10 protein-coding genes are annotated in these 13,007 nt (G+C 74.3%); 2 read left to right on the forward strand and 8 right to left on the reverse strand.

Annotated features, from left to right (window positions below; translation table 11 throughout):
• The coding region (locus tag ACZ5CW_RS29560) for an acyl-CoA carboxylase biotin carboxyl carrier protein subunit (RefSeq protein WP_468606650.1) at positions 1-801 on the forward strand (801 nt) is incomplete at its 5' end.
• A gap of 475 nt (positions 802-1,276) precedes the next feature.
• Here ACZ5CW_RS29560 and ACZ5CW_RS29565 read toward each other — a convergent pair.
• The 4 genes from ACZ5CW_RS29565 to ACZ5CW_RS29580 all read right to left on the reverse strand — a co-directional run bounded on the left by ACZ5CW_RS29565 (position 1,277) and on the right by ACZ5CW_RS29580 (position 5,746).
• Positions 1,277-2,485 (reverse strand): sensor histidine kinase, encoded by a 1,209-nt coding sequence (locus ACZ5CW_RS29565; RefSeq protein ID WP_468606652.1) that lies wholly within the window; start codon positions 2,483-2,485, stop codon positions 1,277-1,279.
• A 161-nt stretch (positions 2,486-2,646) separates the two neighbouring features.
• Positions 2,647-4,392 carry a sodium/solute symporter gene (locus ACZ5CW_RS29570; protein WP_468606654.1) on the reverse strand — a complete coding sequence of 582 codons (1,746 nt, stop codon included), beginning with the start codon at positions 4,390-4,392 and terminating at the stop codon, positions 2,647-2,649.
• Between the two features lie 31 nt (positions 4,393-4,423).
• A complete protein-coding gene (locus tag ACZ5CW_RS29575; protein ID WP_468606656.1) occupies positions 4,424-4,669 on the reverse strand; it encodes a hypothetical protein in 246 nt (81 codons plus the stop codon).
• Between the two features lie 237 nt (positions 4,670-4,906).
• Positions 4,907-5,746, reverse strand: coding sequence for a LytR/AlgR family response regulator transcription factor (locus ACZ5CW_RS29580; RefSeq protein ID WP_468606658.1), 840 nt, complete (start codon positions 5,744-5,746; stop codon positions 4,907-4,909).
• A gap of 169 nt (positions 5,747-5,915) precedes the next feature.
• Here ACZ5CW_RS29580 and ACZ5CW_RS29585 point away from each other — a divergent pair, with 169 nt between their 5' ends.
• Positions 5,916-6,959, forward strand: coding sequence for a bifunctional class I SAM-dependent methyltransferase/NUDIX hydrolase (locus ACZ5CW_RS29585; protein WP_468606660.1), 1,044 nt, complete (start codon positions 5,916-5,918; stop codon positions 6,957-6,959).
• A gap of 6 nt (positions 6,960-6,965) precedes the next feature.
• On the opposite strand, the gene ACZ5CW_RS29590 is transcribed toward ACZ5CW_RS29585, so the two are convergent.
• The 4 genes from ACZ5CW_RS29590 to ACZ5CW_RS29605 are packed head-to-tail and all read right to left on the reverse strand — an operon-like array spanning position 6,966 to position 12,997.
• Positions 6,966-9,338, reverse strand: a complete 2,373-nt coding sequence (locus ACZ5CW_RS29590; protein ID WP_468606662.1) for a glycoside hydrolase family 65 protein — start codon at positions 9,336-9,338, stop codon at positions 6,966-6,968.
• Between the two features lie 2 nt (positions 9,339-9,340).
• Positions 9,341-11,437: a xanthine dehydrogenase family protein molybdopterin-binding subunit gene (locus ACZ5CW_RS29595; RefSeq protein WP_468606664.1), complete on the reverse strand. Its 2,097-nt coding sequence runs from the start codon at positions 11,435-11,437 to the stop codon at positions 9,341-9,343.
• A 28-nt stretch (positions 11,438-11,465) separates the two neighbouring features.
• On the reverse strand, positions 11,466-12,461 hold the full coding sequence (locus tag ACZ5CW_RS29600; RefSeq protein ID WP_468606666.1) for an FAD binding domain-containing protein: 996 nt from the start codon (positions 12,459-12,461) through the stop codon (positions 11,466-11,468).
• Positions 12,458-12,997, reverse strand: a complete 540-nt coding sequence (locus ACZ5CW_RS29605; protein WP_468606668.1) for a 2Fe-2S iron-sulfur cluster-binding protein — start codon at positions 12,995-12,997, stop codon at positions 12,458-12,460. Before ACZ5CW_RS29605 ends, ACZ5CW_RS29600 begins: the two co-directional genes overlap by 4 nt.
• Positions 12,998-13,007: the final 10 nt, after the last annotated feature.

A 13,007-nucleotide genomic window follows, 5' to 3' on the forward strand; every position in this document is an offset into this window, starting at 1 on the left:
GCGCTGCGCGGGCACTCCTTCGAGTTCCGGATCAACGGCGAGGACCCGGGCCGCAACTTCCTGCCGGCGCCGGGCACCGTCACCCGGTTCGACGCCCCCTCCGGCCCCGGTGTCCGCCTGGACGCGGGCGTGGAGGCCGGCAGCGTCATCGGCCCCGCCTGGGACTCCCTGCTGGCCAAACTCATCGTCACCGGCCGCACCCGTCAGGAGGCACTGCAGCGCGCCGCTCGCGCCTTGGAGGAGTTCCAGGTCGAGGGCATGGCCACCGCCATCCCGTTCCACCGCGCGGTCGTCACCGACCCCGCCTTCGCCCCCGAACTCACCGGCTCCAGCGCCCCCTTCACGGTCCACACCCGCTGGATCGAGACCGAGTTCGTCAACGAGATCAAGCCGTTCGCCGCCCCCGCCGACACCGAGGCGGAGGACGAGAGCCGCAGCCGTGAATCGGTCGTCGTCGAGGTCGGCGGCAAGCGCCTGGAGGTCTCCCTGCCGTCCTCGCTCGGCATGAGCCTGGCCCGTACCGGCCTGGCCGCGGGCGCCAAGCCCAAGCGCCGCGCCGCGAAGAAGTCCGGCCCCGTCGCCTCCGGCGACACCCTCGCCTCGCCCATGCAGGGCACCATCGTCAAGGTCGCGGTCGAGGAGGGCCAGGAGGTCCAGGAAGGCGACCTGATCGTCGTCCTGGAGGCCATGAAGATGGAACAGCCCCTCAACGCGCACAAGGCCGGCACCATCAAGGGCCTGACCGCCGACATCGGCGCCTCCCTCACGTCGGGCGCCGCGATCTGCGAGATCAAGGACTGACGGCAAGCAGCCCGAGCCGCGACGCCCGGTGGACCGACTTCTCGGTCTGCCGGGCGTTTTTGCATGTCGGACGGAAACCGCGCCGGCAGGCATCCTGATCGAGAAACGCGCTCTTGCGTCAACCGGTCGGCCCTATCGGAGATCCGACGCGCATTCAATTGATCTTTTCCCTATGCATCCGGCCTGCCTTTCCATGCAGAAACCAACAATACCGAGCAAGAGCCGTGCGAAACTCCTCCTGTGTCTCCCGACGGTCGGCAGGGACTGGGCCGGCACACTGCAGAAGGCGCCGCACGGGCACGAACCGTCGCCTCCTCGATCACGCACTCAGGCTGTAATTCCCTTGTAACGCAAGGGACATGCCACGCGAAGAAGTGGATCGCCGGCGCGGCGACCCGCACGGAGATTCCTTCCGTCGGGGTCGCCTTCGACGGCGATTTCCTCCGCGGAAGTCGTGGGGCGCGGCGGGACACCGTCAGGGCGGCGGCGCCTGGATACCCGGCCGGAACTTCGGCACGCGGACCGTGATCTTCGTGCCGGCTCCGACGCCCGTCTCGATGACGAGGCCGTAGTCGTCGCCGTACACCTGGCGCAGCCGGCGGTCGACGTTGCTCAGGCCGATACCGGTGGACGGGCCGGCGGTGCCACGCAGGATCGCGCGCAGGCGTTCCGGTTCCATGCCGATGCCGTTGTCCTCGATGACGACCCGGGCCTCGGTTCCCTCGTCCTCGGCGACGATCGTGACGCTGCTGCGGTCGACGGACTCCTCCAGGCCGTGCTTGAGGGCGTTCTCCACGAGCGGTTGCAGACAGAGGAAGGGGAGCGTCACGGGCAGCACCTCGGGGGCGATGCGCAGGGTGACCCGGAGGCGGCGGCCGAAACGGGCGCGGGCGAGTTCCAGGTACTGCTCTATGGAGCGCAACTCCTCGGCGAGGGTGGTGAAGTCGCCGTCCCGGCGGAAGGAGTAGCGGGTGAAGTCGGCGAACTCCAGCAGGAGTTCGCGGGCCCGCTCGGGATCGGTGCGGACGAAGGAGGCGATGCTCGCGAGCGAGTTGTAGATGAAGTGCGGGGAGATCTGGGCGCGCAGGGCCCGCACCTCGGCCTCGTACGCACTGGAGCGGGCCCGGTCGAGGCCGGCGAGGTCGAGTTCCACGGAGAGCCGCCGGGCCGCCTCCTCTGCGGCCCGGACGAGGCTGGTGGACTCCGCGCCGCTGAACACGGCGAGGGTGGCGACGCTCCGGCCGCCGGCCGTGAGGGGGACCAGTACTCCCCAGCGGACGGGGCAGTCCTGCTCGTCGCACGGCAGCGGGAGGGTCCGGGTGCGGGTGGTGGGGGCGGGGCCGAGCTGGGTCGCGAGCTGTTCGCGGTGGTGTTCGGCCGAACCGTCCCAGGCGAGCACGGCGTCGTCGGCGGTGGCTGCGACGACGGTGACGGCGAGCGCGGGGGTGCCGAGCAGGGGGCGCAGCCGGCGGACCGCCTTGCGGGCCGTCTCGGGGGTCAGTCCGGCGCGCAGGGGTGCCGCGGCGAGCGAGGCGGTGTGCAGGGTGTGGAAGGTGGCGCGTGCCGCGTCGCGGTCGGCCCCGTGCTCCTGCTGCCGGCGGGCCGCGCCGTGTCCGAGGGCGGCACCCAGGGCGAACACGGCGAGACCGGCGAGGACGAGGGCGGCGGTGACGAGCACGGTCATGAGCGGCACCCTCGATCCTCGTACGGCCGCTCCGCACGACCGGCCGGCCCGGCGCCCGCGGAGCCGGCCCGGGGACGGTGACGGACGGGGGCCGGGCCCGCGGTGCTGCCCGGGCCCGCTTGCGTGTCCGCGGAACTGCTGTGCACGGGGTGGCTCCTCGGTCAGATGGTGGTGGCGGTGCCGGGGCGGGCGGGCGACGGTTCCGGGAGGTGCAGCCGGGCCATCGTCGCGGCGGTGCCCGCAGGGACGCGGTCGCGGGTGGCCAGGGAGGTCAGCACCATGGCCGCGAATCCCACGGGCACCGACCAGACCGCGGGCCAGGCGAGCAGGGTGTGCAGCCAGCCCGAGCGGGCACCGCCGGCGATGGTGACCGTCACCGCGGTGAGCGCCGAGCCACCGCCGAGGAGGAGCCCGGCGATCGCGCCCGGCGGGGTCAGGCCGCGCCACCAGATGCCGAGGACGAGCAGGGGGCAGAACGAGGAGGCGGAGACGGCGAAGGCGAGTCCGACCGCGTCGGCCACCGGCAGGTCGCTGGCCACGGTGCCGGCCGCGGTGGGCACCGCGATCGCGGGCAGGGTGGCCAGCCGGAAGTGCCGGACGTGACGGATGCCGAGCCTGGGCAGCACGTCCTGGGCGAGCACGCCCGCCACGGACATGGTGAGCCCGGAGGCCGTGGACAGGAACGCCGCGCAGGCTCCGCCCGCCACGAGCGCGCCGAGCAGATCGCCGCCGATGCCGCCCACCAGCCGCTGCGGCAGGACGAGGACGGCCGCGTCGGTGTCGCCGGTGAGCAGCAGGTCGGGCGCGTAGAGCCGGCCCAGCATGCCGTACAGGGGCACCAGCAGGTAGAAGGCGCCGAGCAGCCCGAGCACGATCACGGTGGTGCGGCGGGCGGCGCGGCCGTCGGTGTTGGTGTAGAAGCGGACGACGACGTGCGGCAGGCCCATGGTGCCGAGGAAGGTGGCGAGGATCAGCCCGTAGGTGGCGTACAGACTGTGCTGTTCGCGGCTCGACGACAGCGGCCTGGCCCAGCTGGACGGGGCGGCCCGGTCGGGCGTCCGGTCCGGCAGGGGGACACGGGCGCCGGCCGGGAAGCGCAGGGTGGTGTCCGCGCCGATCCGGTGGCGGCCCTCGGCCAGCCGCAGCGAACCGCCCCGCACGGGACGGCCGTCGACGGTGCCGGACGCGGTCACCCGGACCGGCTCGCGCACGGTGAGGGTGAGCGGCCGGTCGAGGCGTACCTCGGTGGAGCGGTGGAAGACGGGCCGGTCGTCCCAGGCGGGGGCCGGGGTGTGGTCGGCGCGCCAGGCGAGCAGCAGGAACGCCACGGGCACCAGCAGGGCGGTGAGTTTCAGCCAGTACTGGAAGGCCTGAACGAAGGTGATGCTGCGCATCCCGCCGGCGGCGACGGCAGCGGTCACCACGGCGGCGACGACCAGGCCGCCGAGCGGGCCGGGAACGCCGGTGAGCAGTCTGAGGGTCAGGCCCGCGCCCCGCAGCTGGGGCAGCAGGTAGAGCCAGCCGATGCCGACGACGAGGACGCCGGCTATCCCGCGGACCGCCCGTGACTCGAGCCGGGCCTCGGCGAAGTCGGGCAGGGTGTAGGCGCCGGAACGGCGCAGCGGGGCGGCGACGAAGGCCAGCAGCACCAGGAATCCGGCGGTGTAGCCGATGGGGAACCACAGCATGTCGACGCCCTGGGCGAGGACGAGTCCGGCGACACCGAGGAAGGAGGCGGCGGACAGGTACTCGCCGCTGACCGCGCAGGCGTTGAGCCGCGGGGCGACGGTCCGGGAGGCGACGTAGAAGTCGGAGGTGGTGCGGGAGATACGCAGGCCGAGCGCGCCGACGAGGACCGTGGCGAGGACCACGGCGGTGACGCCCGCTATGCCGTACGTCTGGTTCACCGGGCGGTCCCGGCGGGTGTCCGGCGCATGGTCAGGCGCGTTCCCCGGGGGCGGACGCGGCCCGGCCGGTCTCGTTGCGCTCGGCCCGGCGGACGTACCAGGCGCCGATGGCGAGCAGGACCGGGTACGGTGCCACGCCCAGGAGCAGCCACACGGCCGGCGGGACGCCGGACGCGGCGTCGGGGAACGGCAGGATGCGCAGGACCACGGGGAGCAGCCCGAGGAGGGCCGCGAGCAGGGCCGTGGCGATGAGAGCGGCTCGCAGCTGGTCCCGCATCAAGGTCCGTACGCAGGGGTCCGCCGGGGGCGCGGGCCGGGGCCGCGCAGCGGCCTGAGGGCGCGGCGCGGTCGTGCCGTCGCTGGGGCGCGGCCGTCCGGTGACCACCTCTCTGCGAGGGACGGACTCCGCACCCATGACGCACTCCCCGACGCCGCGGTGATCACCTGTGTGCGGCGAGTGTACGCAGCGGGCCGGTGGGGAGACAGACGGCGGACGAGAATCGCCACAGGTCCGTCACGCCGGCCCGGCGCCCCGGCCGGCCGGACGGGCCCGCGCCGCCGCGTGCCTGGCCAGCAGGTCCCGCAGTTCCCGGGCGTTGCGCCGGCTCACGGCGAGGACGCGGTCCCCGATCCGGACGGTCAGGTTCCCGCCGTCCAGCCGGAGTTCCTCTATCTGGCCGAGGGCGACCAGCCGACTGCGGTGGATCCGTACGAAGCCGCGGTCCCGCCACTGTTCCTCCAGGGTGGACAGCGGAATGCGGACCAGGTGACTGCCGTGGCGGGTGTGCAGCCGGGCGTAGTCGCCGTGGGCCTCCACATGGCTGATGTCGGCGACGGGCACGAACCGGGTCACCCCGCCCAGTTCCACCGGGACCTGGTCGCCCAGGGCGGGGAGCGGCTCGGGCGCGGTCACCTGCGGGGCGGCCGGCCGGGGGCCCTGTCCGGCCCGGACCAGCTCGGCGACCCGCCGTACGGCCTCGGCGAAGCGTTCCCCCCGCAGGGGCTTGAGCAGGTAGTCGACGGCCTTGAGGTCGAAGGCGCGGACCGCGAAGTCCTCGTGGGCGGTGACGAAGACGATCAGTGGCGGGGCGGCGAACCCGCGGAGCAGCCGGGCCAGTTCGAGGCCGTTGAGGCCGGGCATGTCGATGTCGAGGAAGACCACGTCGAATCCCTCCGGGCCGTCCGGGCCCGCCTCGACGGACCGGCTCAGCCGGCGCAGCGCCTCGGTGGCCGACGAGGCGGGCACCGCGCGGCCGACCCGCGGGTCCTCCCCCAGGAGGTAGAGCAGCTCCGCGAGCGCGGGTTCCTCGTCGTCCACCGCGAGGACGCGCAGGGCGGCGTCGGTCACGCTCATGCCCGAAAGCCCCTTTCTCTCCTTCGGTCTCTTCTCTCCGTCGGTTTCCTCTCGGGCCATCGTGGTCCCCGCGGCCGCCGCCGTCGAGATCGAGGGGAGCGGTGTGTCACGGCCGCCGGCCGGTCATGATCCCTTGTGTTGGCGGATCGACCAGCCCGGAGGAGGCCCGGTGGGACACCTGAAGCCCGAGGAGTGGGACGCGCACTACGCGAGCGGTGGCCGGTTCCGGCCGCTGGGCGACGCCGAGCGGCGGCTGCTCGCCGAGCATCTCCCGGCGCCCGCGGACGGCCGTGCCCTGGACGTCGGCTGCGGACTCGGCGAACTCGCCCGGCATCTGGCCGGGTGCGGGTACCGGGTGGACGCCGTCGACTGGTCCGCCGTGGCGCTCGCCGAGGCCCGGCGCGCCGGCGGGGCCGGGGTGACGTACCGGCGGCTGGACGTCGAACGGGACGACCTCGCCGAACTCCCTCACCCCTCCTACGACGTGATCGCCGTCCGGCTCGGCTGGGCGTTCGTCCGCGACCGCACCCGCGTGCTGAACCGGCTGCGGGAGCGGCTGCGTCCCGGGGGCGCCCTGTGTGTGATCACTCCGGTCGCGGACGCCGTTCCGGACGGCAGGCGGAGCATCGCGCTGGACGAGGAGGAGATCGGGCTGCTGTGCGCGGGCTGGGAGTCCGCCGGGCGGTACGACGCCGACGGCCTGGCCGTGCTCGTGCTGCGCGGTCCCTCTCCCGCCCCGCCCGGCTGCGCCGGTAAGGGACGTCCCTCTCCGCACGCCCTGACCGGCGCCGGTGTCGTGGTCACGGATCCGGCGGGCCGGGTGCTGCTGGGCTGGTCGGTGCGGGATGTGTGGGAGTTGCCCGGCGGGAAGAACGACCCGGGTGAGGACTTCGCCGCCGCGGCCGTACGGGAACTGCGGGAGGAGACGTCCCTCGAGGCCGACCCCGCCGGTGCGCGGGTGCTGGCGCTCCTGATGGACTCCGTGCACGGCATGCCGCGGCTGACGGCCGCCGTCCGGGTCACCGCCTTCACCGGCCGGCCGGTCGTCACCGAGCCGCGGTTGATCCGCCGCTGGGAGTGGCACGAGGTCACCGACCTGCCCGTGCTCGGGCGGCCCCTGTTCACGCCGAGCGCCCACGTCCTCGACACCGTGTGGCCGGGGCTGCTGCCGGGCCTGCCGCCCGTGCACCGGTACCGGGCGGCGGACGGCTGACCGGTCTCACTCGGGCAGCACCAGCCGTGCCGTCTCCCCCGGCCGCACCGGTACCACCCGGTCCCGCAGGCGCAGGTCGATGGGTGCGCGGTCGGAGGCCGGTACGGCGATCTCCAGCAGGCCGCTGCGCAGCCGCAGGTGGACGCCCCAGTGGCCGTGGTAGCGCAGGGAGAAGCCGTAGGAGGAGAGTTCGGGCAGCGGCACCGGGTCGAGGCACAGGGCGCCGGCGCGGGTCTCCAGGCCGGTGAGTCCGCGCTGGACGAGGTCGAGGGTGCCGGCCATGGCGCCGAGGTGGATGCCCTCGCCGGTGGTGCCGCCCTGGAGGTCGGCGATGTCGCCGCGCAGGGCCTCCTGGACGAAGGCCCAGGCGTCGGCGCGGCGGGCCCGGGCGAGGATCCAGCCGTGGACCAGGCCGCTGAGGGTGGAGCCGTGGCTGGTGCGGTGCAGATAGTGGTCCACGGTCGCGGTCCAGGTCCGCTCGTCGAGCCGGTAGCCCAACCGGTCGAAGAGTCCGCGCAGTTCGGGAGGCGCGAAGAGGTAGCCGAGCATGAGGACGTCGGCCTGCTTGGACGCCTTGTAGCGGTTGACCGTGTCCCCCTCGGCCTCCAGGATCCGGTCGAGGCGGCGGATGTCGGCGTACCGCTTGCGGTAGCCGTCCCAGTCCAGTTCGGCGAGGTCGCCGTAGCCCGCGAACTGGCTGATCACCCCGTCGTGGAAGGGGATGTGGAGGGAGCGCGAGATCTCCTCCCAGCGGGCGGGTTCGTCGTCGTCCAGTCCGGCGCCCTCGGTGAGTTCGCGGCAGCGCGGCTCGGGCAGGGAGCGCAGCAGCTCCAGGGTGCGGGTGAGCACCCAGGCGGCGGTGACGTTGGTGTAGGCGTTGTCGTCCAGGCCCGGCCGGGTCGCGTCGGGGTAGGCGTCGTGGTACTCGTCGGGGCCGACGACGCCCAGGATGCGGTAGCGGCCGAGGTGGTCGTCGTAGCCGGCCGAGTCCGCCCAGTACCGGGCGATGTGCAGCAGCATCTCGGCGCCCTCGCCGTGCAGGAAGTCGATGTCGCCGGTCGCCTCCCAGTACTGCCAGACGTTGTACGCCACCGCTGATCCGACGTGGTGCTGGAGCCGTGAGTGGTCGGGCAGCCAGCGGCCGGAGCGCGGGTTGAGATGGAGCTGCTGGGTCTCCTCGCGGCCGTCGCTGCCGCTCTGCCAGGGGTAGAGCGCACCGCGCCGGCCGAGCGCCTGGGCGGCGTGGCAGGCGGCGTCCAGGCGGCGGTGGCGGTAGTGGAGCAGGGCGCGGGAGACCTCGGGGAGGTGGAGGTTGAGGTAGGGCAGGACGAAGAGTTCGTCCCAGAAGACGTGGCCGCGGTAGGCCTCGCCGTGCAGCCCGCGGGCGGGGACGCCGGCGTCGAGGTCGGCGGTGTGCGGGGAGAGGGTCTGCAGCAGGTGGAACAGGTGCAGGCGCAGGATGCTGCCCGCCTCGCCGGGTACCTCGAGCGCGGTGCGCCGCCACAGCTGCTCCCAGGTGGCGGCGTGGGTCTCCAGCAGCTCGTCGAAGCCGGGCGCGGCGTGGACCCGGTCGACGGCCGCGCGCAGCGGGTCGCTGATGGCGGGGTCGTGGGAGGTGTGCAGGGCGATGGTCTTGTCGACGGTGACGGTACGGCCGGGCGGCAGGCGCAGGCGCAGGCGCTGTACGGCGCGGTGGGCCTCGTTCGCGTGCGTGACCGGCGCCGCCTCGGTGGTCAGCCGGCCGGCCAGTTCGAAGCGGATGTCGGAGGTACGGGTACGGCAGCGCAGCCAGACCGTGCCGGGGGCGGCGGTGCCGACGAGGAGGTGTGTGAGGTGCCGGCCGTCCAGGTCCCGGTAGCGGGCGACACCGGAGTTGGTGACACTCCCGTCGAGCGCGGCCTCGACGTCCAGGTCGATGGTGCGGTCCTCGGCGGTGAACTCGGTGCGCAGGGCGGCGAGATGGGGGTCGGCCAGGTGGACGAGGCGCAGTTGCCGTACGAGAAGGGTGCCGTGGGCGCCGAGCGGGTAGCGGGTGCGGCGTTCCAGCAGGCCGGGGTCGAGGTGGAGCATCTGGTGGTGCTCGGTGACGGGAGTGGTGTCCGGGGTGAGCCAGTCCTCGCCGACGGGCCGGAAGCGCAGCGGCAGCCAGTTGGGCAGGTTGACCAGGTCCTCGTTCTCGACCTGGCGTCCGGCGACCTCGGAGGTGAGCCGGTTGTAGCAGCCGGCCGCGTAGGTGCCGGGGTAGTGGATGTCGTCCGCGGTGCACTCGGGCAGCGCGCCACGGGTGGCGAAGTAGCCGTTGCCGAGGGTGCACAGGGATTCCCGCAGGCGTTCCTCCTCGGGCCGGTAGCCGTCGTACTCCCAGGTCGGTCCCGTCACCGTCACCCCTCGGACAGCAGGGCGGTGAGGATCCGGTCGGGGGTGAGGGGCAGTTCGCGGAAGCGGATCCCGGTGGCGTGGTGGACGGCGTTGCCGAGGGCCGCGGCGGTGCCGACGATGCCGATCTCGCCGATGCCCTTGCTGCCCATGGGGTTGAGGTGGGGGTCGTCCTCGTCGATCCAGTCGGCCTCGATGTCGGGGACGTCGGCGTGGGCGGGCACGTGGTAGGCGGCGAGGTCGGCCTCGGGGAAGTCGCCGAACGCGTGGTCCATGGTGCTGTGTTCGGTGAGGGCCATGCCGAGGCCCATGGTCATGGCGCCGACGAACTGGGAGCGTGCGGTACGGGCGTTGAGGATGTGTCCGGCGGCGAAGACGCCGAGCAGCCGGCGTACCCGGGTCTCGCCGGTGACGGTGTCGACGGCGACCTCGGCGAACTCGGCGCCGAACGCGTGCCGCGCGTACGGGCTGTCGGCGTCGGCCTTCCCGGTGGTGTCCGCGCGGGCCTCGAGTCCTTCGGTGGGCAGCGGTCCGCTGTGCGCGGCCAGCCGGGCGGCCAGCTCGGCACAGGCCTCGTGGACGGCCCAGCCCCAGGAGGCGGTGCCCATGGAGCCGCCGGCCAGCGGCGCCGGGGGCAGGTCGCTGTGCCCGACCTCGGTGCGCACCCGGTCGAGGGGTACGCCGAGGGCGTCGGCGGCGACCTGCGCGAGGACGGTACGGGCCCCGGTGCCGATGTCGGCCGCGTTGGTCCGGACGACGAAGGTGCCGTCGGGCAGGGCCTGGGCGGTGGCGGTGGACGGGGCGACCTGGAAGGGGTAGGTCGCGGCGGCCACGCCGGTGCCGACGAGGAAGGGTCCCTCGCGCCGGGAGCGGGGGCGCGGGTCGCGGTCGGCCCAGCCGAAGCGGCGGGCGCCCTCGCGCAGGCACTCCACGACGTGCCGGCTGCTGAAGGGGTGACCGCTGCCGGGTTCGCGGTCCGGTTCGTTGCGGACGCGCAGGTCCACCGGGTCCATGCCGAGGGCGTCCGCGAGTTCGTCCACGGCGGACTCCAGGGCGTACATCCCGGGCGCCTCGCCGGGTGCGCGCATCCAGGAGGGGCTGGGCACGTCCAGCGGGACCACCCGGTGGGTGCTGAGCAGGGCGGGGGCGGCGTACATGACGCGGGAGACCACCGCGGCCTGCTCCGTGAACTCCTTCACGTGCGAGGTGTGGGTCGTCACCTCGTGCAGCAGGGCGGTGAGCCGGCCGTCCTTGCTCGCGCCGAGCCGCAGCCGCTGCACGGTGGGGGCGCGGTGGCCGACGACGGTGGGCAGGTCGCGGCGGGGGTAGGCCAGGGTGACGGGGCGGCCGGTGTGCCGGGCGGCCATCGCGGCGAGGACGACGTCGGGGCGCGGGGTGCCCTTGGAGCCGAAGCCGCCGCCGACGTGCTCGGCGACGACGGTGACCCGGTCCTCGGGCAGCTCGAACAGCTGGGCGAGCACGGACCGGACGGTCGTACCGCCCTGGGTGGAGGTGTACACGGTGAGCCGCTCCCCGTCCCAGTGGGCGGTGGTCGCGTGCGGCTCCATGGGGTGGTTGTGCAGCGGCGGCACCCGGTAGGTGACGTCGACGCGGACGTCGGCGGCGGCGAAGGCGGCCGCCGGGTCGCCGTGCTCGACGCGGCCGGGCCCGCCGGCCACCTCCTCCGGCTCGTAGGCGTCCCGGCGGCCCTCGGAGAGGTCGACGTCGTGGCGTTCGGTGTCGTACGTGACACGGACGGCACGGGCGGCGGCGCGGGCCGTCTCCAGGGTGTCGGCGACGACCAGGGCCACGCACCAGCCCCGGTGCGGCACGTCCGGGCCCTGGAGGACGGCGAGGGTGGCGTCCTCGGGTCCGGCGAGGCGGGGGGCGTCGCCGGGGCCGAGGACGGCCAGGACGCCGGGCAGGGCGAGCGCGGCCGAGGGGTCGAGGGCGGTGACCCGGCCGCGGGCGATCGTGGCGGGCACGGGCCAGGCGTGGGCGCGCCCGGGCAGGGTGTGCTCGGCGGCGTAACGGGCGGCGCCGGTGATCTTCTGCCGTCCTTCCCGGCGCTCGGCCGGAGCGCCCAGGGCGGTGCCGGTCATGGGATCCTCCAGTGACATGCCGGTCGGCTCAGACCCCGGCGGGCGTCGGGGCGAGGCGGCCCAGGACGTCCAGGGCGAGGTTGCGGGCGAGCGGCACTTTGTAGGCGTTGTCCCGCAGCGGTTCGGCGTGGGCGAGTTCGAGCGCCACGGCGCCCTCGAAGGCGGCGGGGGTGGCGGGGGCGCCCAGCAGGGCCAGCTCGGTGTGGCGGGCCCGCCAGGGCCGGTGGGCGAGCCCGCCGAAGGCGACGGCCACCTGGTCGACGACGCCGTCGGCGACCCGCAGCACGACGGCCACGGAGGCGAGGGCGAAGGCGTACGACGCCCGGTCCCGGGCCTTGCGGTAGGCGGAGGGGACACCGGCCGTGGCGGCCGGGAGCAGCACGCCGGTGATCAGCTCGCCGGGGCGGATCCAGGTGTCCCGTTCGGGATGCTCGCCGGGCAGCCGGTAGAAGTCGGCCACCGGCAGGCGCCGGGTGCCGTCGGCGCCGTACAGCTCGACCTGGGCGTCGAGGGCGGCGAGGGCGACGGCCATGTCGGAGGGGTGGGTGGCGATGCAGTGCTCGGAGTGGCCGAGGACCGCGTGGTCGCGGTGGACGCCGTCCCGGGCGCCGCAGCCACTGCCCGGGTTCCGTTTGTTGCAGGGTTTGTCCAGGTCCTGGAAGTAGGGGCAGCGGGTGCGCTGGAGCAGGTTGCCGCCGGTGGTGGCGGCGTTGCGCAGCTGCCCGGAGGCGCCGGCGAGGAGGGCCTGGGACAGCGCCGGCCAGCGGTCGCGGACGCGCGGGTCGGCGGCCAGGTCGCTGTTGCGGACGGTGGCGCCGACCCGCAGGGAGCCGTCGGGCAGCTCCTCGGTCGAGTCCAGCGGCAGCCGGCCGACGTCGATGAGGACCGTGGGGTGCTCCACGCCGAGTTTGAACAGGTCGACCAGGTTGGTGCCGCCGGCGAGGTAGGAGGCGCCCGGGTGGGCGGCGAAGGCGTCGACGGCCTCCTGGACGCTGCCGGGCCTGAGGTATCCGAAGCCGTTCACCGGATCACGTCCTCCACCGCCTCGACGATGCGGGGATAGGCGCCGCAGCGGCACAGGTTGCCGCTCATGCGCTCACGGATCTCGGGCCGGTCCAGCGGGACGGGCCGGCCGGAGGGGGCCGCGGGGTCGGTGACGTGGGAGGGGTGGCCGGCCGCGGCCTCGGCGAGCATGCCCACGGCGGAGCAGATCTGCCCGGGGGTGCAGTACCCGCACTGGAACGCGTCCCGGTCGAGGAACGCCCGCTGGAGCGGGTGCGGCTCCTCGCCGTCCCCGCCGAGGCCCTCCACGGTGGTGACCTCGCTGCCGTCGAGGGTGACGGCGAGCAGCAGGCAGCTGTTGACGCGGCGCCCGTCGACCAGGACGGTGCAGGCACCGCACTGGCCGTGGTCGCAGCCCTTCTTGGACCCGGTCAGGTCCAGGTCCTCGCGCAGCAGGTCCAGCAGGACGCGCCGGTGGTCGACGAGCAGGGTGTGGGGTTTGCCGTTCACCCGGAGGGTGACCTCGGAGTGGTGGCCGAGCTTGTTCGCGCTGGTCATGGCACGGTTG

Source organism: Streptomyces sp. NPDC031379, from assembly GCF_055569615.1.